This is a genomic window from Shewanella sp. SM95, from assembly GCF_025653595.1.
GTDB classification, from domain to species: domain Bacteria; phylum Pseudomonadota; class Gammaproteobacteria; order Enterobacterales; family Shewanellaceae; genus Shewanella; species Shewanella oncorhynchi.
Window position 1 is genome coordinate 1 of sequence record NZ_JAKKSE010000009.1, and the last position, 19288, is coordinate 19288.

Consider the following 19288-nt stretch of genomic DNA (forward strand, 5'->3'; position numbering starts at 1 on the left):
CTTAGACAGAATATCGACACTTGATGAAGTTTGAACTCAAACAAAGAAAATCAGCTTTCCGAATTATTATTAGCGTGAGCCAGTGATGGACACGGTAATAAACAGAATTTGCTTGGTGACAATAGCCTTGTGGAACCACCTGATCCCATCCCGAACTCAGAAGTGAAACGCAAACGCGCCGATGGTAGTGTGGGGTCTCCCCATGTGAGAGTAGGTCATCGCCAAGCGCCTAATTATCTCATTGAGATGCAACGAAGCCAGCTGAATAAGCTGGCTTTTTTGCGTGTGCAATTTGTTAAATTGTCATTTAAAGACCAATGCTATCGAGTATTGTTCTATTCATTTTAGTTTTGTTTCTTCTGCTAGTTCTTTACGTTTTTTCCTTCCTTTATTTCAGACTTTTATACTCTAAGTTGATTATTTACATGAAGATCTCGCTTAGTTTGATAAGTCCTTTTGCTTAGTGGTTAGTTTCCCGTTAGCATACAAAAATATTAATTTTTTTGTTAACGGCCATCTGTTGCCTATGCTTCGTAAGCTTTCGCTCGCGGTACTGCTTCCTCTTTGTATGCTGACCCTATATTTAGTGTTGGTTATAGGCGAGTACCTGTTCGAAAGTGACCAAGTTAGGGCTGAACTTGCGCAGCGACAGTCGGCTTTGATAAAGCAACAGTTGTTCCGCATGCAGAATGTGGTTCAATCGGCGCAAGCTTTACAGGATGTAGAGCGGATTGAGCAGGAAGTTTCCTTAGCTGCGCTGGATATGGGCACTATGGTGTATATCTTGGTTGATGCTGAAAGCCGTATTCGTTTTGCTAATCATACTGTGTGGCGTGATAGCAATGCGACTCAAGTCATCGATGGTTATGATGCAGACCTTCACCGCTCTGTGGTTCAAGCTTTTCTTCCGCAGATACTCGTTAATCTCGAGCGTTTAACTATTCAAGCATATTATCCCGTTCTTCCCCAGTATGGTGGGGCTGTTGATTTGATTTATCTTGAAGCCGATTTAGCCCCTTTAGTTGCCGAAGCTTCTGCTAAGTTGCAGCAACGTTTTATGCGGGTTTGGGGCCTTGGCGGATTATTGCTGATTGGCTTTACCTTTATTTTATATTTCCTGCTGATCCGCCCATTCCAAATGTTGAGCGAGGCAGCTAAGCAGGTAGGTACTTCTTCCTTTTCGACATCGATACCTTGGAGTTCATCTGAAGTTTTATCTTTGCAAGCCAGTTTGCAGCAGGCACATGAGCGTTTAAGTCGGGCAGTTAAACAGCTGAATGACAGTGAATTGCGTTGGTTATTTGCTGTGGAAGGTTCGCGTAACGGTATTTGGGATTGGGACATCAGTACGGGGGAGGTTTTTCTTTCTGATCGCTGGAAAGAGATGATTGGTTATGCGCCTGATGAATTGGCTGGAGTATTCCAGACATGGGAGACGCGGCTACATCCCGATGATAAGCAGATTGTGTTAGATGCTTTGCAGGAATACGTTAGCGGAAAGAGTAAAGAATTTGAAAGTGTTCACCGCTTACGCCATAGAGATGGCCATTATGTGTGGGTGTTAGACCGCGGTATGTTAGTTGATTGGGATCCCCAAGGGCGCCCGACTCGCATGATAGGCATTCATATGGATGTGTCAGAAAGCGCGAAGAACCATGCTGCAATTACTGAGCTTGTAGATCAATCGGTTGTCGGTCGCAAGATGTTGCCCGATGTCTTTATGGTGCGTTTATCTCAATTTTTAACCCAAGGTAATAGTTCGGGGCAATGGGGGGCATTGCTGCTCGTTGAGGTGGATCGCTTAGGATTGGTCGCCACTTTAAATTCCCATGAATTAGAGCGCTTGTTAACGCAAATCGCGGCCCGCTTATCGAGTTATTTCACTGAAAATATAACGGTCGGCCGATTAGAGTCTGGTAATTTCGTTTTGCTTGCTAAAGATTTAGCGGCAGATGCGTCAGCCGCTGCTCGTCGTGCTTTAGCCCTTGCGAGTGAGTTAAGGCAAGTGATTGCTCGACCATTCCATTACGGTCATCATCACTTTGAGCTGAGCGCGTGTGTGGGGATCTGTTTACTCGATAGTATAGAAACCTTAGATCCTGCTTTAGTGATGCGTCGTGCCGAGTTGGCAACGTTAAGCGCTAAGCAAGCAGGTCAAGCTGGGTGCGCTTTTTACCATGCTGAAATGGACTTTCGCCAGAGCCGTGATGAGCTGTTGCAACAGGAATTACAAACCGCATTACAACAAGATAGCTTAACGTTAATGTTCCAGCCTGTAATCAATGCGACCAGTGAACTTGTCTCGGCAGAAGTGCTCACGCGTTGGTATCGTGCTGATGGAGAGTTTATTCCGCCAGCTGAATTTGTGGCGTTAGCAGAACAAGGGGGAATTATTGCTGAGCTTGATCTTTGGGTGGCTAAGCGAGTGTGTCTGTTTATTCAGAAATCGCGGGCTCAAGGAAGAAGTTTGCCTCCTTTGACTCTCAATATCAGTGCATTCTCATTTGGTCAGGCAGATTTTGTTGATACATTCGTTGGGTTAGTTAAGGAGCATGGTATTGTGGCTAATCAACTGGGTATTGAGCTCAATGAGGCCGCATTGTTAATGCAACCACAGTTTGTCGATGAGCGTGTCTCTAAGTTAGTTGAAGCAGGTGTAGGTATCATCCTCGATCATTTCGGTTCGGGCTTGAGTGCCTTGAGCTGCTTAGCTAATCAGCCATTAGTTGCGGTTAAATTGGATATGAGTTGTATTGATTCATTAACCACAATGCCAACAAAAGTGAATGTACTGATTACCTCTGCGCGGCAATTCAATTTGAGCGTTGTCGCCAAAGGTGTCGAATCATCCCAACAATATCAAGCTTTTGTTGAACTAGGCTGTGATGGCTATCAGGGCTATTTATTCAGTCGAGCCTTAAACCAAGCGGACTTTATCCAGCTTGTTTGTCCTCGTCCTTTATTGCGTAGCGTTTAAAGAAGTCGAGAGCATAGTTTAAGGCTTGGTTTCGGCAGGCGTCTTTTTCCATAAAAATCTCATGGGCAGCCCCACCGATTACTTTCAATTGGCAATGGGTACTCACGGCGAGATTCTGGGCCGCATTATCAACAATCTTATCTTCACTCGCTTGCAGTATCAGTATCGGAGTGCGAATTTGTGCCGTTGCCAGTACGCAAGTATCTGCCGCATCTAAAGATTCAGTCAACCAACGGTTAGTGGGTGAACCGAGTTGTAACTTAGGGGCAGCATCATACAATTCTCGGTAGGCTTGGTATCGGGTTTGGCTGTGAGTGAGCTCATTACCTTTGAATGGAACAGGTTTATAGTTTTGTCCTGCAAGTACATAATTAGGCTCGCCGCCATTGAGTGTGGTATCGAGTTTACTGGCCAACCAGCGTACGAACGCTTTTGGCATAGGTAATTTAATGCCATACATGGGTGCGGAAAATGCCGCGGCGGTAAAAATATCGGGATGCTGTTTGAGATACAAAGTGCCAATCGCGCCACCCATTGAATGGCCAAGTAGCATGAGTTGTTTGTCGTTTTGTGGTAACACTATCTTCTGCATAAATAGTGCAAAATCATCAATATAATCATTGAATCTTCGCACATGGCCCATGTGTGGATTGATTGTCATACGATCCGACAGCCCTTGGCCACGGTGATCTATGGCATAAACAGAGTAACCTTGTTGGTATAAGTCGAAGACCAATTCTTGATACTTTAAATAGGACTCGACTCGGCCACTGCTGAGAACGATTGCGGTATGCGCTTGGGGATGTTTGACCATCATATAGGCCAGCGTGACGCCGTCGGCAGAGGCTAGCGTGTCTTGAACAACGCTTTGCCAGAAGGCTTGCTGCTCTGAGGTATTTAAATCGTGTTCAGTCGAAAATGTCGCTTTGGCTTGGCTCATACTCAGTCGCAAATCATTTGGCTTGAATGGTTTGTTAGAGTGTAACAGACAACCATGGGAGTCTGAAAATACCGACTCCCATGAATTTCATTAACTTAGCGTGCCACCTTTTTCGCTTCAATAAAATCATTGATTTGCTGTTCGAGGATCGACATAGGCACTGAGCCATTTTCGAGCACAGCATCGTGGAAGGCACGAATATCAAATTTGTCGCCGAGTTCCTGTTCTGCCTTGGTACGTAATCGTTTGATTGTTAACTCACCAATCTTGTAGGACAAGGCTTGTCCTGGCCACGAAATATAGCGGTCAATTTCGGTCGTGACATTGTGCAGTGATAGTGCGGTATTGCTGGCCATAAAGTCGATGGCTTGTTGACGACTCCATCCTTGGGCGTGCATGCCAGTATCTACGACTAAACGGGCCGCGCGCCACATTTCATAGGTTAAGCGACCAAAGTTACTGTATGGATCTTGGTAGAAACCCGCTTCTAAACCTAAATATTCGCAATATAGCCCCCATCCTTCACCAAAGGCAGAGATATAACCATAACGACGGAAATCTGGGAGTGAGGTTAGCTCAGAGTTGAGTGAAATTTGCAGATGATGACCGGGTACGGCTTCGTGCAAAGTTAAAGCTTCTAGCTCGTAGAGTGGGCGCTTATCCAATGCATAAGTGTTGACCCAGTAGTAACCGGGTTCATCATCGCTGTTCGATCCTGAATATCGTCCTGTGGTGTATTTCGGCGCAATTTCGGCAGGCACTGGCGCTATACCATAGGGTTGGCGTGGGAGTTTGCCGAAGTACTTAGGTAGCATGGCATCGGCTTTTTTGGCAATAAATGCCGCTTCTTTGAGTAACTGATCGGCACTTGTGGTGTAAAATTTGGGATCGGTCCGCAGGAAATGTAAGAAGTCGGCAAAGCTGCCTTTAAAACCTACTGACGCGATGATTTGTTCCATTTCTTGGCGGATACGTTGTACTTCTTTTACGCCCAGTTCATGCACTTGCGTCGACGTCATATTCAAGGTCGTGTAGTAACGTACCCTATTCTCATAAAATTCTGCGCCGTTAGGTAAGCTACTGGCCGCGATATTTTCCCGGGCATTGGGAATGTACTCTTTAGTCATGAAATCATAAAAGTTTTGGTACAGAGGTAGAACTTTTTGCTCAACTAAAGTGCGGCCTTCGTGGGTCAGCTGAGTTTTTTGTGCCTCAGTGAAATAGTTGGGATATTGAGTAAAAGGTTTGAAATAACTGCTCTTTTCAACAGGGACGATATAAGCACTGATACTGTCTTCAAAGCCATTGAGTGTCACTTTTGGCGGCGTTATTCCCTCGGCTAATCCTTGTTTTAGCCAGTGGGTTTGCTGGGCGAAATAGGTCGGGAGTGCATTGAGTTTGGCAATATAGTTGCGGTAATCCTCAAGGGTGTTGAATCTTCCCTGTGCGATTGACGTGATATAAGCGTGGAAGCCGCTTTCCGCCGTAATGGGCAGGTAATAATCCTTGAAACGATATAGGTCGACATCGTTTTGGATCTGATCTTCCAGTATTTGAGCGTTAATCTTATCTTCTTTACTCAAGCTGCCGCGGTCGAGTGCTTTGAGTTGCGCTAGTACTGCGATTTGACCTTGATTAAGCTTAGCGAGCGCTGCTGGCGAGAGATCCGCTAATTTTCCTGCGGCACTTGCATCGCCCATGCTGTAAGCCATTTCAGGACTCGCACTGAGTTGTAATTGCCAGCTTTGGTCGATAATCGCTTGCAGCGCTGGGGCGATTGGCTCAACTTGTGATTGTGCTGCTGATATTGCCTGTGACGATGGGGTTTGAATATTTTTTGTGGTTTGAGTGGCACTGCAGGCGCCTAATGCGCATATCAATAAACTGGGGGTTAAGAGTTTATGCATGTTAGATCTCTGATATTTTCGTTGTTATTGAAGTCATTATGCCTGATGAATGCGGCCGTTCCTTGTATGGATATTAAGCAGAATTGTGACTGAATGTGAATTTAAATGCGTTTGGCGCATAAATGCCCCCGAAAATGCGTGTTAAACTTAGTATCCGCCCGCGACCAAATAACAAAAGCATTGGCTGGGTAGTTCAAATAGGGGTTAAATATGATTGATACATCCATTCCATTGGTGGATCTGCATCGTCACCTAGACGGTAATGTGCGGGTAAATACCATTTGGGAACTAGGACACCAACACGGCATTGCGCTACCTGCCGATTCTTTAGAGACACTCGCACCTTTTGTGCAAATTCAGGGGAAAGAAACTAGCTTAGTCGCCTTCTTAAAGAAGCTCGATTGGATGGTTGCTGTACTCGCAGATTTGGATGCGGTTAAACGCGTCGCCTATGAAAACGTTGCCGATGCGGCGTTATCTGGCTTAGATTACGCTGAGTTACGTTTTAGTCCTTACTATATGGCGATGAACCATAAGTTACCGATTGAAGGCGTAGTTGAGGCGGTAGTTGACGGCGTTAAAGCGGGCTTAAAAGACTATAACGTGAAAATCAATTTGATTGGTATTATGTCACGTTCATTTGGTCAAGCTGCTTGTACTCAAGAACTTGAAGGCTTACTCGCCCATAAACAACATCTCGTGGCTATGGACTTAGCCGGTGATGAATTAGGCTTCCCTGGCGAGTTATTTAACGATCACTTTAAACGTGTTCGTGATGCTGGCCTTGCGATTACGGCTCACGCTGGTGAAGCTGCGGGTTCACAAAGTATGTGGCAAGCGATTCAAGAACTTGGCGCAACTCGAATTGGTCATGGGGTGAACGCGATTCACGATCCTAAGCTGATGGAATATCTTGCTAAGCACCGTATTGGCATCGAATCTTGCCCAACCAGTAACTTGCATACTTCTACTGTGGCTTCTTACGCTGAGCATCCATTCAGAACCTTTATGGATGCAGGCGTGTTGATAAGCCTAAATACCGATGATCCCGGTGTGAGCGCTATCGATATTAAGCATGAGTATCGTATCGCCAAATCTGAACTCAAGTTAACCGATGCTGAGTTAGCGCAGGTGCAACGTAACGGCGTTGAAATGGCATTTTTATCCGATAGTGAGCGTAAAGCGCTGTATGCCGCTAAGGTATAAGTAATACCAATCACATTTAAATATCTAATCAGTTCAGAGCCTCACAGGCATTTCAATCCGAGGCGCATTGACGCAGAAATGGTTATTCCCTTTTTAGTCAATGCAACACGGGAGTGGGATGCCTGTGTGGCTCCCAAGGGTCGGGTTTCAACGCGCTTTATACTGCGTTTAAGGCTTTCGACAGAGCACCACTATGCCTTCAAGCCTTCGCCTTGTCTAAAGCGCGTTGAACTCCCGCTGAATGAACAGATATTTAATACGATTGGTATAAGCTCTGAGTCATTAATAAAAATAGCTATAAATAAAAAATCCGACTCTAGAGTCGGATTTTTTGTGAGCGTTTGCGAGTGCAGCAATAAGCGTTTTAGATCACGCGTGAGAACTGTTGCTGACGCGCTTTTTGACGATAGTAAAGATCGAAGCACATACAGATATTGCGGATCAATAAACGGCCTGTAGGGCTGATAGTGATCTGTCTGTCGACGATTTCAACTAATTTGTCATCGATAAATGTCTGCATTAACTTAAGATCTTCTGCGAAATAGGTTTCGAAGTTAATCCCCAGTTTCTCATCAATTTTCGCCATATCCAGTTCGAAGTGGCAAATCAGCTGTTTAATCACGACGCGGCGGATTTCATCGTCACGGTTTAGGTTGCAACCTTTCCACAAAGCATGGCCTTCCTTATCTATGGCCTCATAGTAAGGACGGATATCTTTCTGGTTTTGCGCATAGCAGTCGCCAATCTGACTGATGGACGATACGCCAAGACCTAACAAATCACATTCTTCTTGGGTTGTATAACCTTGGAAGTTGCGGTGCAGTCTGCCTTCGCGCTGTAACTTGGCTAACTCGTCATCGGGTTTAGCAAAGTGGTCCATACCGATATATTGGTAGCCCGCGCCAGTTAAGGTCTCGATAGTTTGGTGCAGCATTTCGAGTTTTTGTTTTGGCGAAGGTAAATGCTCGTCTTTGATCTTACGTTGAGCGGCAAAGCGCGCAGGTAAGTGAGCATAGTTAAATACCGACAGACGGTCAGGCGATAAATCTAAAACGCGCTGCATAGTGACGGCAAAGGTTTCTGGTGTTTGGTGTGGCAAACCATAGATTAAATCTATGTTGGTCGACACAAAACCCATGGCTTTCGCTTTGGCCATTAAGTCGAAGATAAATTGCTCGTCTTGTTCGCGATTAACGGCAATTTGTACTTCTTTATTGAAATCTTGTACGCCGATGGAGATCCGGTTGAAGCCCGCTTCTTTCAACGTGTCGAGCATTGACAGCTCAATCTCGCGAGGATCGACTTCAATCGAGTACTCGCCTTCTTCCGCAAAGTTAAAGTTGGCTTTAATCAATGACGTAAGTTTAAGAATCTGCTCAGGATTTAAGAACGTAGGTGTACCGCCGCCCCAATGCATTTGGGTCACACTGTAATGTTTGAACAGGGGCGCACGTTTGATAATTTCTTGGCTTAAATATTCAATGTACTGATCGGCTTTGTGTTGGTGGCGGGTGATGACTTTATTACAGCCGCAGTAATAACAAAGCTTGGCGCAGAACGGGATATGAATATACAGCGACAGTTTATCGCTTTTGCTATTTTCAATGGCCGTCAGCAGGCTTTGTTCGGTGAATGTATCATCGAACTCTAATGCCGTTGGGTAAGAGGTATAACGGGGACCGCTGTAGTTATATTTTTCGATCATCGACTGATCCCAGCTAATCTGAGTGGGCTGCTTCAAGGCGTGTCCTCCGTGGGTAAATTAGCAACAAGCGAAGTATGCAAGGTTCTTAAGTAAATAACCTTGATCTAGGTTGTAAAAATGACGTCTGTCATTTTAGAAGTTACGCAATATCTATCAAAAAAGTACGCTTGTCTGTCGATATTTGGCGGTTTTGTGCGCAGGCTCACGGGAGTAAGGAGGGTAAGATTAGTACGGGTTTTATCGAGATGACCTCAAAACCACAATATAAGTGGTCTTGAGGTATAACAATGAGCGGGTTTAATGCATCGCTTTGGCTTGGTAATCCGCCAGCTTTTTCGCATCATCACTGATGCCTTGCTCTAATGCCGCTTCGGACTTCATTCTGATCAAGTCTAACTTCATCCTTTCTTGCTTAGGCAAGGCTTGGCGAGCATCCATGATGGGATGATCTTTAATTAGCTCAAAGTGTTTGAATAATGAAGGGTAATCAGGAGCCACACGCTCACTCAATGACAGGATTTCAAATAATCTCCCAATTCTGACCACGCCTTCAGAGATCTCACAGCGGTCTTCAATCATGGCTGTGGCGATATAGCGGATATCATCTAAAACTTGGGCGCGTTTTGCATTCGCCGTGACTTCACGCTCGGCTTGTTCGGCCTGCTGACGCTTTTTTTGCTGCTTGAGTTTTAGAATTAAGAAGGTGGCGTAGCTACTAAGCGCTACTATGATGATAAAACCGAGAATAATGATAGCCGTAGACACAGAGACTCCTTATATGAATGGCATAAGGAGCACAGCTAAAAAACTGAGTTCCCTATGCCTTAGCACTGAGAGGTTTAGAACTTGTCTTGATAATCTTTCAGTAAGTCAGCGCCTGATTCGAACTTATCGAACAACTCATCGTCAGACAAAGACTTAGCTGGTGATGAAGGTGCGTCATCGTCCATATCGTCGCTAATGCCGAGTTTAACCATCAGAGCTTCAATCTTATTCAGCTGTTGATCTAACCATTTTTGATCCACATCGTTGAGATCACGGCCTTCTTCCAGCATATCTAACAGCTGATTTAGTCTTGGATCTTCTTCCAATTTCAGCAGTTTTTGCTCGTCAGTCAGCTTAGCTTGTTTCACTTTTGGCTGAGCGGTTTTGTCTGTTACCACTGCCGCAGGAATCGCTAAAGCAATAGGCTTTTTGCTGCCATGACGCGGGTCTTTTTTCTTAGCGGCCTGCTGTTGCGGCGCTTGCGCTAAAATTAAGCTTTCGTTATGACGACTGCCTGATTTATTGCCAGAATCTTTACGTTTGCCAGTCGCTACAGCGCGATCTTGCTTCTTCACTCTTGGCTGTAACTTAGGGCTGTTCTCGCCGCCCTTGCGTGTTTTCTTGCTACGAGACATGGTCTTCTCAATTGTTTACAACGTATGGCCCCGCAGACTAAGGTTGAGCTTGTCTACAAGGTGCGAAATTAGGCCGATTGTTATACCAGATTATGATGTTTTTTGCATCAAAACGAGGTCCTTTGCGGCAAATAATAGTTCAAAATCGCTATTGTTTGCTAGGTACTCGAAGGTTTGTCGCTGGTAAAAGCTCACATGGGTGAGGTTGTTCTTGTAATGCCACTTAGCAAAACCATCTAATTCAGTCAGTAACGGTGTGCTTATCGCTAACCAACCACCAGGATGCAGTAGTCGAGAGAGTAAGGCCCACTCTTTTATTGGGTACTGAAAATGCTCAAAAACGCGATAACAGCAGATAAAATCATATTCTTGCTTTAACACATCATGATTAGGGGCAAAAAAGGGATCGTATTGGTTTAACTTGTGGCCCGCATTTTCTATGGTCGCCAAACTCTCATTATCGAGTATGCGTCCAAAATTCAATCCTAATAAACGACCAGCTTGCTGCTGTTCTAATTGCGCTAACAGCGGCAAAATAAATTGCGATAGCTGCTTTTGCTTCAACGCTATGCGTGAACGACCGTATCTTTGTTTCTCTGCCGCGGGTGGTAAATGGCTATTGGCATCCGCAAAGGTTAACTCACATGCCTTGCAAACATAAAAACTCCGTTTTTTATCTTGATGAAGGAGTTGTGTCTGACTGTTATGACAAAGAGGGCATCTGGGCATTGAGTCTGCTGAAGTGGTTATTAAGGCTTTGATTGTACCAATTATATTGGTCGAGTGCACATTTTAGACACTGGTGGTGTATTTATACCAAAGAAAAAAGGCGGCAGTTAAACTGCCGCCTTACAAAGGGTGCTTTAGCACCTTATCCTGATTCCAAGTATCCATACTTGCTATGCGACTTTCCCGGTCGGTATCCTTCTTTTTTTTACTGCTTTCCCTGCATTATTTTTGTTAATGGTCTTCCAGACACTTTATTTTTTCTGTCGCCATCCTGACCACAGTTTCCGTAGATGGTCTCGCGACACATCATTGTATAGCATCGTCATCATTGACGTTTAGTTAACCATCCGTGTTACTTAAGTACCTTCCTGTGATAACAAGCATCCAGCCAGTGCATCCTAAGCTTATCGCTTCCTTTGCGACAGTTTACATCATGTAAACTGTGTCCTGATGGGGCAAGTTACCCTGAGTGTAAGGTGTTTTGCTAGAAGCAAATTGGCGTTATCGGCCATCCCTTACAAAATTGTGCTGACCTGGATTTCAAGTGGAAATCACGACTCTTGTTATTATTAGAGAGTGGTCTTAAGTATATTATTGTTATTGAGTATCTTTATTCTTATATCTTGAACGTTAATTATACTGAAACCTGTAAGTTATTATTAATCTTTTTGTACAAACAGATGGGTTTATCTCGGTACGGGGCTTATTAAACCGAAATCTGTGATCTATGTCAAGCACGAATCTTAGCAGTTTACGTCCACGTCAACTTTGTGGTGTAAAAAAAGGGTGACAATACACCCTTCTTTTCACTCGCGAAGATTACTTCAGGCTAGAAAGATACTTTGATAGCGCGTCGATATCGCTATCATTTAGTTTTTTAGCCACATCTTGCATCATGCCATTCAAGTCATTATGGCGGCCAGCTTCACGGAATTTTGTCAGCTGGATCTTGATGTAGTTTGCGTGTTGGCCTGCCAACGTTGGAAAACCTGCAAGCTCAGCGCCTTTACCATCTGGGCCATGACATGCCATACAAGCGGTAATGCCACGAGAAACATCACCACCCTTGTAAAGTTTAGCACCTAACTCAGGAACATCTTTTGCTTCAGCCACTTGGATTGCTTGGCTAGAAAAATATGCGCTAATGTCGAGAATATCCTGATCGCTTAGAGGCATTGCCATGCCACTCATGATAGGATCCATACGCCCATCTTTACCGCCAGTTTGTGCTGCGCTACGGAAATCATGTAGTTGCTTTTGGAGGTAAGTGGCGTGTTGGCCCGCAATTTTGGGGTACATATCGATCATACTGTTACCGTCCATACCGTGACAGGCCGAACAGACAATGATTTTCGTTTTTCCCGCTTCAGCATTACCTTCAGCAATCGCAGGTGAAGATATGGCGGCAATTACAACAGACAGCGCAAGAGCTAGCTTTTTCATGGCGTTCCAACTTCTGGTTAAATTATTATCCTGAGCTTACTAGGGTGACCCGCAAGCGTGGTAAAATATGATTAATGTGATCGGAGTAATATTTTACACGAAAACGTGGGAAAGTAAGTAATTCTTCATAAATTATGGTATTGCGTAGAAAAATTTCGGAGTAAATAGTGACTGAATCTCGTATAGATTTTCGTAGGGCAAAGTTTTTAATCAGTGCACCTGACATTGCACATTTGGATCAATATCTGCCCGGCGATGTTGGAGTTGAGATTGCATTTGCTGGCCGCTCTAATGCTGGAAAGTCTAGTGCACTCAATGCATTAACTGAGCAAAAAAGTTTAGCAAGAACCAGTAAAACACCGGGCCGTACTCAACTAATTAACGTATTTGAGTTAGATGCTCAGCGTCGTTTAGTTGACTTGCCTGGTTATGGCTTTGCGCAAGTCCCACTTGCGTTGAAAAATAAATGGCAGCAAGCATTGGGTGAATATTTGCAAAAACGCGCTTGTTTAAGTGGCGTGGTTGTCTTGATGGATATTCGTCATCCATTAAAAGATCTCGATATGCAGATGATTGAATGGGCAGTTGCTAGTGAAATTCCAGTATTAGCTTTGCTAACGAAATCAGACAAATTAGCCCAAAGTGCTAAGATGAAAACCGTAAATGAAGTGCGTCTCGCACTAAGTGAGTTTGGCGACTGGGTGCAAGTTGAACCCTTCTCATCACTCAAAGGAACCGGTAAGCCTAAAGTGTTGGCAATTCTTAATGAATGGTGTCATCCACAGTGGCTGACTGATGAGTTAGATGCAGCGAATAACGCTGAATAATATCGCCTGTTTTGGTGTACATGGTAGAATTTGACTGTGTATACCTTCTCTTTGTTTTTACTGCAATTTTTTCTCTTTTGTTCAGCCTCGTTCCCATCGGTTCTTCGTTAATTTCAAGCAAAAAAATAGCCGATGATATTATCATCGGCCAAAAATATTAGCTCTTTTGGGGAGAAGCTAAATTCAACAAGACTCAAGCACCATCAAATTAGCTTCAATGGTTCTCAATGAAACTAGCATACAGTCAATTCGCCCCTTGTTAAAGTAAATACTCTAAAATTTACTTAAAGTCTGAAAAAAGAGCAAAAAAAAGCCTCAGCAAACAAGTTGCTGAGGCGCCAGAATTTGGCTCATCACTATAAGTGAAATAAAGGTCTGAAAGATAGAACATCTTAACCTCTGTACCCTACGCAGAGAATATTACTCTATTTATCTTTAAATGGAAAACAGTTTTTTCAAAAAAGAGGTAATTATGTGCGCTTGATCTCAGGTTGTGAGTGAAAAAGCATCTCAAATTGATCCTAAAATTTCAGTGAAAATGGTTAATTGGCTGATTTAAAGAGAAAACTCGAAATTTATATACAAAAGTGATCAATATTTGAGATTTGATTTTTTACTCTAATCCTGACCTAAGATTTTGGTGTACGCGAGAGAGAACAACCGTTATGGCACTCTTGAGCATATATGGCTGACTTGAATGCAGTTTCAATTAGAGTAAATCACACCCTTTAATATCCATCTGCTGTGGCAGTGTATCGATGAACTCTACTGCCAAATGTATCAGATAAAGATTGTTTGACTGTGAGTGAATCATTTCTGCCGATGAAGTTTGTCTAACTTAACGAGCTAATTTGTATTGTGAAAGGGTTATTTATGCTGAGTGATGAAAAGGACTCTGTATTGATGTTCTTAGAGGCGATTAAGACGGGAGAGAGCTAATCTGAGCTCAAAATATTGAAGTCAGATTAGCTTTATTTTCAGTTAAATCATATTGATAGTGTTCTTCTGGATATTACTGAGATTAGTGGGCTTCATCCCAGTTATCACCAATGCCTGCTTCGGCAAGCAGTTCAACATCGAGATTAGCTGCTTGCGCCATCAAGGTGCAGATTGTCTTTTTAAGTGCCTCTGCTTTATCCGCATCGACTTCAAACACTAATTCATCGTGAACCTGCATGATCATAGTGATTTCGCCTTGGGTTTCTGTTTTGATCCACTGGGCAATATTGATCATGGCCTTTTTGATGATGTCAGCAGCCGTACCTTGCATTGGCGCGTTAATCGCAGCACGTTCAGCACCTTGGCGGCGCATCGCATTACGATCACGGATTTCGGGCAAGTAGAGGCGACGACCAAACAGAGTCGACACATAACCTAAGTCAGCAGCACCCGCGCGCGTTTCTTCCATATAACGTAATACGCCAGGATAACGGGCAAAGTAGGTATCGATATAGGTTTGTGCTTCATGGCGTGGGATATCAAGCTGACGCGCCAAACCAAAGGCTGACATGCCATAAATTAAGCCGAAGTTAACCGCTTTGGCACGGCGGCGTTGTTCTGTGGTGACTTCATCAAAGTCGGTACCAAATACTTCTGCAGCAGTGGCTCTATGAATGTCTTTGCCCTCGGCGAAGGCTTTGAGTAAGCCAGCATCTTGGGATAAATGGGCCATGATCCGTAGTTCGATTTGCGAGTAGTCGGCGGCCAAAATTTTACGGCCTGCTGGGGCGATAAAGGCTTGGCGAATACGGCGACCTTCTTCGGTGCGAATCGGAATATTCTGCAGGTTAGGTTCGCTTGACGATAAGCGACCTGTTGCCGCATTAGCTTGATGATAGCTAGTGTGTACGCGACCCGTTTTAGCGTTGACCATCAGTGGCAGTTTATCTGTGTAAGTACTCTTTAACTTAGATAGACTTCGATGTTCGAGGATCACCTTTGGCAGTGGGAAATCTAATGCTAATTCGACCAACACTTCTTCCGCGGTCGATGGCGCACCCTTTGGGGTCTTTTTGGTGATCGGATAACCTAGCTTTTCATAAAACAATACTTGCAGCTGCTTAGGTGAACCAAGATTGAATTTTTCACCGGCAATGTCGTAGGCTTTTTCTTCTAAGGTATCGATTTTACGCGCCAGTTCATCGCTCTGTTGGCCGAGTAACATACTGTCGATTAATACCCCTTGACGTTCAATGTCCGACAACACTTGGATTAGCGGTAATTCGACTTCGGTAAACATGGCGGCAAGTTCGGCTTCTTTCTCGAGTCTTGGCCATAAATGTTGGTGTAAACGCAGTGTGATGTCAGCATCTTCTGCTGCATAAGGTGCAGCCGTCTCTAGCGGGATTTGGTTGAAGGTCAGCTGTTTTGCACCTTTGCCAGCAATTTCTTCAAAACTGATATTTTTATGGCCTAAATACTTGAGTGCTAAACCATCCATGTCATGGCGCGAAGCCACTGAGTTGAAAACATAGGATTCGAGCATAGTGTCGAAAGCGACGCCCTGTAGTTTGATCCCTGCATTGGCTAAGATACTGATGTCGTACTTAAGATTTTGACCGACTTTCTTCAGTTTCGGATCTTCAAGCAACGGGCGTAGTTTTTCTAGCGCGACGGATTTATCGATTTGAGTCGGCGCGCCAACGTAATCATGGGTCAAAGGCAGATAAGCGGCTTTTCCTGTCTCAACGGCGAAGGAAATCCCGACTAATTCGGCCACCATGTAATCTAAGCTGGTGGTCTCAGTATCGACTGCCATTAAGTCGGCTTGTTTAAGCTTAGCAATCCAAGTGTCTAATTCGGCTTCGGTGAGAATGCAGTCGTACTGTGTTTCAATCGCTTCGACTGGAGATGAGTCTTCTTGCGTTTCTGTGGATGCCGCATCAATTGAGGTATTTGCCGTCATTTTATTATCTAAGACTTCGGCTAACCAACGTTTAAACTCCATCTCGCCGTAGCATTTTATCAGTTCATCTTTGTCTGCTGGCATGATGGTAAGTTCGTGCCAATCTTGCTCAAGTTCGACATCGGTTTTGATGGTGGCGAGTTCGTAAGAAAGCTTGAGCATGTCGGCATTTTCAATGATTTTCGCCGCCATGGTTTTAGAACCTCTAAAGCCGAGCTCGGCGACTTTTTCGGGTTCCGCTAATAAGTTACTCACACTGCCGGCTCCCGTGAGCATAGCGAGCGCCGTTTTCTCACCTACGCCGGGTAAGCCTGGAATGTTGTCGGCCTTGTCGCCCATCAGCGCGAGTAAATCTATGATACGGTCTGGACCGACACCAAATTTGGTGACGACTTCTTCTGGGCCCATTATGGTGTCTGTCATGGTGTTGATGAGCGTAACGTTCTCATCCACTAATTGCGCCATGTCTTTATCGCCTGTGCTGATAAGTACGGCACGGTTTTCTAAGCTGGCTTGGCGGGCAATAGTACCGATCACGTCATCGGCTTCGACGCCGGAAATTGAAATCAGTGGTAAACCTAGTGCGCGAATAATGCGATGCAAGGGTTCGATTTGCGAACGTAGATCATCAGGCATAGGTGGGCGCTGTGCTTTGTATTCGCTGTACATGTCATTGCGGAAGGTTTTTCCCTTGGCATCGAACACGACTGCGATATGGCTTGGTTGATAACGGGTCAGCAAGCTGCGTAACATATTCACTACGCCATAAACGGCACCGGTTGCTTCGCCCTTTGAGTTTGTCAGGTGAGGAGGCGCATAATAGGCGCGATACAAATAAGAAGATCCATCCACAAGCACAAGTGGGTTTTTAGCGACGGTTGGCATAGGTATTTTTCGTTTATCGATGACTTAGATGGCGCTAAGCATGCCACAGAAGCACTATTTCAGCCATGGCAAAATGACTCCCAGCCTGTGGATAAGTCTGTGAGTGAAAAAGTCAACTGAGAATAATGGCGATGATTACGGCTTAGTGCGATTTTTTTAAGTTGTTGTTTTTTATGTTTATAAAAGATTTGTGTGAGTTCAATACTGTTTCTTAAAAAATCTTCCCAATTTGTGGATTTTTTATTGACTCCGTAAAATACATCTAAGGATTGGCTTAATTTTCGGCACTCGTCAGATTCGACGAATTAAGTTAGCACGATTTTTAATCAGATCAACTAGTTTGTTTATGGTTTGTTAAAACTTAATGACATAAGAAGGATATTTTTAATGAGAAAAGTCGCAGTGTTACTGAGTGGATGTGGTGTTTTCGATGGAACAGAGATACATGAATCGGTTTTAACGCTTTTATGCTTATCCCGATCAGGGGCTCACTACCAGTGTTTTGCACCTGATATCAAACAGATGCATGTGGTAGATCATCTCACTGGCGAGGTCGATGCTGCTGCAAGTCGTAACGTGCTGGTGGAGTCGGCGCGTATCGCCCGTGGCGAAGTCAAAGCGACTACAGAATTAGATATCGCCGAATTTGATGCCTTGATCATTCCCGGTGGCTTTGGTGCGGCGAAAAATCTGTGTAACTTTGCGACGAATGGCAGTGAGTGTGAAGTGGAACCGCTGGTGACTGATTTTATCAATGAGTTCATTCTGGCGAAAAAGCCCGTTGGTTTTATCTGTATTGCTCCTATGATGATCCCGCGTTTATATCCCCACGGTGTAAAAGGCACTATTGGTAATGATAGCGATACTGTCGCAGCGTTTAATTTGATGGGCGGTGAGCATCAAGTTGCGACAGTACATGAGATAGTCGTGGATGAAGCAAATCGGATTGTCAGCACTCCCGCTTATATGTTGGCTGGTAATATTGCTGAAGCGCATTCAGGCATCGAGAAGCTAGTCGTTAAGCTACTAGAAATGACTGATCAGAGTTAGTTTGAGCTGTTTGTAGAAGAGTGAAGCGAGTCATTAAACCAAGATAAATTTCAGGATTTATCTTGGTTCACAATATTAGATTGAGTTATTAGATTGAGCTTGAGGATTTGCGGCTATCAAATAAACCTTGGGCTAAACCTATGAGTAAGCCGCCAATGTGGGCACCATTAGCAACCGAAACCCCTAGAATATCTGTGAATCCCAATGCCAACCATATCATCATAAAGCCCATATATGATGGTGGGAAATCTATTCCAGCTGCGGGTTTACGTATACCCATGATCCAAGTGTAACCCACCACTGCATACACAACGCCGGACAGCCCGCCAAAGTTAGGTCCACCGACATAATATTGGATAACGTTTGGCAGAGTTCCTGCGACAAACAGCAAAATGAGCAATGGTGCAGTACCGATACGGGTTTCTATTTTTCCACCTAAATACCACCACCAGAGCAAGTTAAAGATGACGTGCATTGCAGAAAAATGTAGCAGGCTCGGTGTAAAAACACGCCAGAATTGGCTGAACTCTGAATGAGGTACTGCCCCAAAATAGGACAGTGCTTCGTAGGTTTGGTTGGCGAATCCTAAGTTCATCGCCGCAAAAATGAGTACGCAAACCGCAAAAACGATCAACGTGACTGGGCCTGCGCCGGTAATAAATTGGGTGAATAACTGCAGCGAAGGGGCACCATAATCGAGTTTGGTTTGGGTATCGCCGTGTTCCCATGAGGCTTGCAGATATTTATTGTCGTAAGGGTGAGCAATAAAGTGGGCAAACTCTTTGCGTGCTTGCTCCACATCTTTCTCATGGATAACCAGAATGGCAACACCCTGAACCAGCGGCTCAATTTGGCAGTCAATGTCTTCCCCTTTGAGGTAATCGACAAATGCCTGCGCGGCTCTGCTGTTGGGGAGTCTGCCAATTTCTATCATGCATTCGCCTCATGCCAGGCGCTATAGCCGCCGTCTAGGCTGTAAACGTCATCAAAACCTTGTTCGCATAAATATTGCGCCGCATTTTGGCTGCTCATGCCGTGGTAACAAACCACCACGAGTGGGCTATCCATATCGGCTTGGCTAATAAATTGCGCTAGGTTTTCGTTATTCAGGTTAGTTGCACCTGCAATATGGCCGTTGGTGAAGCTATTGCCATCGCGGATATCGACGATTTGCACTGGCTGTGCTTCGGTCATTTGCAGCAATTGATTAACGCTTAAGTGTTTAAAGGAAGACATAATAAAACCTGACAAAGCTAAGAGATGAAAATCAAGATGGGATAAGTGTGCAACAAGGGGCTGTGAGTGTACAGCCCC

The 19288-nt window shown here is 44.5% G+C and carries 14 protein-coding genes and 1 rRNA gene; 5 read left to right on the plus strand and 10 right to left on the minus strand.

Annotated features, from left to right (window positions below):
• The first annotated feature begins 111 nt into the window (after positions 1 to 111).
• Both rrf and L5M29_RS11405 read left to right on the plus strand, forming a co-directional pair.
• Positions 112 to 227: ribosomal RNA gene (rrf, locus tag L5M29_RS11400) — 5S ribosomal RNA — on the plus strand.
• 299 nt (positions 228 to 526) lie between these two features.
• Complete coding sequence (locus tag L5M29_RS11405) at positions 527 to 2977, plus strand: GGDEF domain-containing phosphodiesterase (protein WP_263167886.1); 2451 nt, start codon at positions 527 to 529, stop codon at positions 2975 to 2977.
• On the opposite strand, the gene L5M29_RS11410 is transcribed toward L5M29_RS11405, so the two are convergent.
• Both L5M29_RS11410 and L5M29_RS11415 read right to left on the minus strand, forming a co-directional pair.
• A complete protein-coding gene (locus tag L5M29_RS11410) occupies positions 2934 to 3917 on the minus strand; it encodes an alpha/beta fold hydrolase (protein WP_263167889.1) in 984 nt (327 codons plus the stop codon). The two genes, L5M29_RS11405 and L5M29_RS11410, sit on opposite strands and share 44 nt — an antisense overlap.
• A gap of 95 nt (positions 3918 to 4012) precedes the next feature.
• A complete protein-coding gene (locus L5M29_RS11415) occupies positions 4013 to 5824 on the minus strand; it encodes a DUF885 domain-containing protein (RefSeq protein ID WP_113940146.1) in 1812 nt (603 codons plus the stop codon).
• A 210-nt stretch (positions 5825 to 6034) separates the two neighbouring features.
• Here L5M29_RS11415 and add point away from each other — a divergent pair, with 210 nt between their 5' ends.
• A complete protein-coding gene (gene add, locus L5M29_RS11420) occupies positions 6035 to 7030 on the plus strand; it encodes an adenosine deaminase (RefSeq protein WP_263167891.1) in 996 nt (331 codons plus the stop codon).
• A gap of 364 nt (positions 7031 to 7394) precedes the next feature.
• On the opposite strand, the gene hemN is transcribed toward add, so the two are convergent.
• The 5 genes from hemN to L5M29_RS11445 all read right to left on the minus strand — a co-directional run bounded on the left by hemN (position 7395) and on the right by L5M29_RS11445 (position 12307).
• On the minus strand, positions 7395 to 8771 hold the full coding sequence (hemN, locus tag L5M29_RS11425) for an oxygen-independent coproporphyrinogen III oxidase (RefSeq protein WP_263167893.1): 1377 nt from the start codon (positions 8769 to 8771) through the stop codon (positions 7395 to 7397).
• A 261-nt stretch (positions 8772 to 9032) separates the two neighbouring features.
• Positions 9033 to 9500, minus strand: coding sequence for a DUF2489 domain-containing protein (locus tag L5M29_RS11430; protein WP_006079358.1), 468 nt, complete (start codon positions 9498 to 9500; stop codon positions 9033 to 9035).
• A 74-nt stretch (positions 9501 to 9574) separates the two neighbouring features.
• Positions 9575 to 10135 carry a Der GTPase-activating protein YihI gene (yihI, locus tag L5M29_RS11435; RefSeq protein WP_263167896.1) on the minus strand — a complete coding sequence of 187 codons (561 nt, stop codon included), beginning with the start codon at positions 10133 to 10135 and terminating at the stop codon, positions 9575 to 9577.
• 90 nt (positions 10136 to 10225) lie between these two features.
• Positions 10226 to 10864, minus strand: coding sequence for a class I SAM-dependent methyltransferase (locus L5M29_RS11440; RefSeq protein ID WP_263167897.1), 639 nt, complete (start codon positions 10862 to 10864; stop codon positions 10226 to 10228).
• 819 nt (positions 10865 to 11683) lie between these two features.
• Complete coding sequence (locus L5M29_RS11445; RefSeq protein ID WP_105250761.1) at positions 11684 to 12307, minus strand: c-type cytochrome; 624 nt, start codon at positions 12305 to 12307, stop codon at positions 11684 to 11686.
• A gap of 167 nt (positions 12308 to 12474) precedes the next feature.
• On the opposite strand from L5M29_RS11445, the gene yihA reads away from it, so the two are divergent.
• Positions 12475 to 13134, plus strand: a complete 660-nt coding sequence (gene yihA, locus L5M29_RS11450; RefSeq protein ID WP_006079362.1) for a ribosome biogenesis GTP-binding protein YihA/YsxC — start codon at positions 12475 to 12477, stop codon at positions 13132 to 13134.
• Between the two features lie 1021 nt (positions 13135 to 14155).
• Here yihA and polA read toward each other — a convergent pair.
• Complete coding sequence (gene polA / locus L5M29_RS11455) at positions 14156 to 16924, minus strand: DNA polymerase I (protein ID WP_263148609.1); 2769 nt, start codon at positions 16922 to 16924, stop codon at positions 14156 to 14158.
• 387 nt (positions 16925 to 17311) lie between these two features.
• Between polA and elbB the strand changes: the two genes are divergently transcribed.
• Positions 17312 to 17974, plus strand: coding sequence for an isoprenoid biosynthesis glyoxalase ElbB (gene elbB / locus L5M29_RS11460; protein ID WP_263167898.1), 663 nt, complete (start codon positions 17312 to 17314; stop codon positions 17972 to 17974).
• Positions 17975 to 18062: 88 nt separating this feature from the next.
• On the opposite strand, the gene glpG is transcribed toward elbB, so the two are convergent.
• On the minus strand, positions 18063 to 18908 hold the full coding sequence (gene glpG / locus L5M29_RS11465; protein ID WP_263167899.1) for a rhomboid family intramembrane serine protease GlpG: 846 nt from the start codon (positions 18906 to 18908) through the stop codon (positions 18063 to 18065).
• Positions 18905 to 19210, minus strand: coding sequence for a thiosulfate sulfurtransferase GlpE (gene glpE / locus L5M29_RS11470; protein WP_006084745.1), 306 nt, complete (start codon positions 19208 to 19210; stop codon positions 18905 to 18907). The genes glpG and glpE overlap by 4 nt, the downstream gene beginning before the upstream one ends.
• Between the last annotated feature and the right edge of the window lie 78 nt (positions 19211 to 19288).

Excerpts from the sequence above, each read along its gene's own strand:
- L5M29_RS11405 (WP_263167886.1), top strand. The coding sequence starts at position 527 with ATGCTTCGTAAGCTTTCGCTCGCGGTACTGCTTCCTCTTTGTATGCTG.
- L5M29_RS11410 (WP_263167889.1), bottom strand. The coding sequence starts at position 3,917 with ATGAGCCAAGCCAAAGCGACATTTTCGACTGAACACGATTTAAATACC.
- L5M29_RS11415 (WP_113940146.1), bottom strand. The coding sequence starts at position 5,824 with ATGCATAAACTCTTAACCCCCAGTTTATTGATATGCGCATTAGGCGCC.
- add (WP_263167891.1), top strand. The coding sequence starts at position 6,035 with ATGATTGATACATCCATTCCATTGGTGGATCTGCATCGTCACCTAGAC.
- yihI (WP_263167896.1), bottom strand. The coding sequence starts at position 10,135 with ATGTCTCGTAGCAAGAAAACACGCAAGGGCGGCGAGAACAGCCCTAAG.
- L5M29_RS11440 (WP_263167897.1), bottom strand. The coding sequence starts at position 10,864 with ATGCCCAGATGCCCTCTTTGTCATAACAGTCAGACACAACTCCTTCAT.
- L5M29_RS11445 (WP_105250761.1), bottom strand. The coding sequence starts at position 12,307 with ATGAAAAAGCTAGCTCTTGCGCTGTCTGTTGTAATTGCCGCCATATCT.
- polA (WP_263148609.1), bottom strand. The coding sequence starts at position 16,924 with ATGCCAACCGTCGCTAAAAACCCACTTGTGCTTGTGGATGGATCTTCT.
- elbB (WP_263167898.1), top strand. The coding sequence starts at position 17,312 with ATGAGAAAAGTCGCAGTGTTACTGAGTGGATGTGGTGTTTTCGATGGA.
- glpG (WP_263167899.1), bottom strand. The coding sequence starts at position 18,908 with ATGATAGAAATTGGCAGACTCCCCAACAGCAGAGCCGCGCAGGCATTT.
- glpE (WP_006084745.1), bottom strand. The coding sequence starts at position 19,210 with ATGTCTTCCTTTAAACACTTAAGCGTTAATCAATTGCTGCAAATGACC.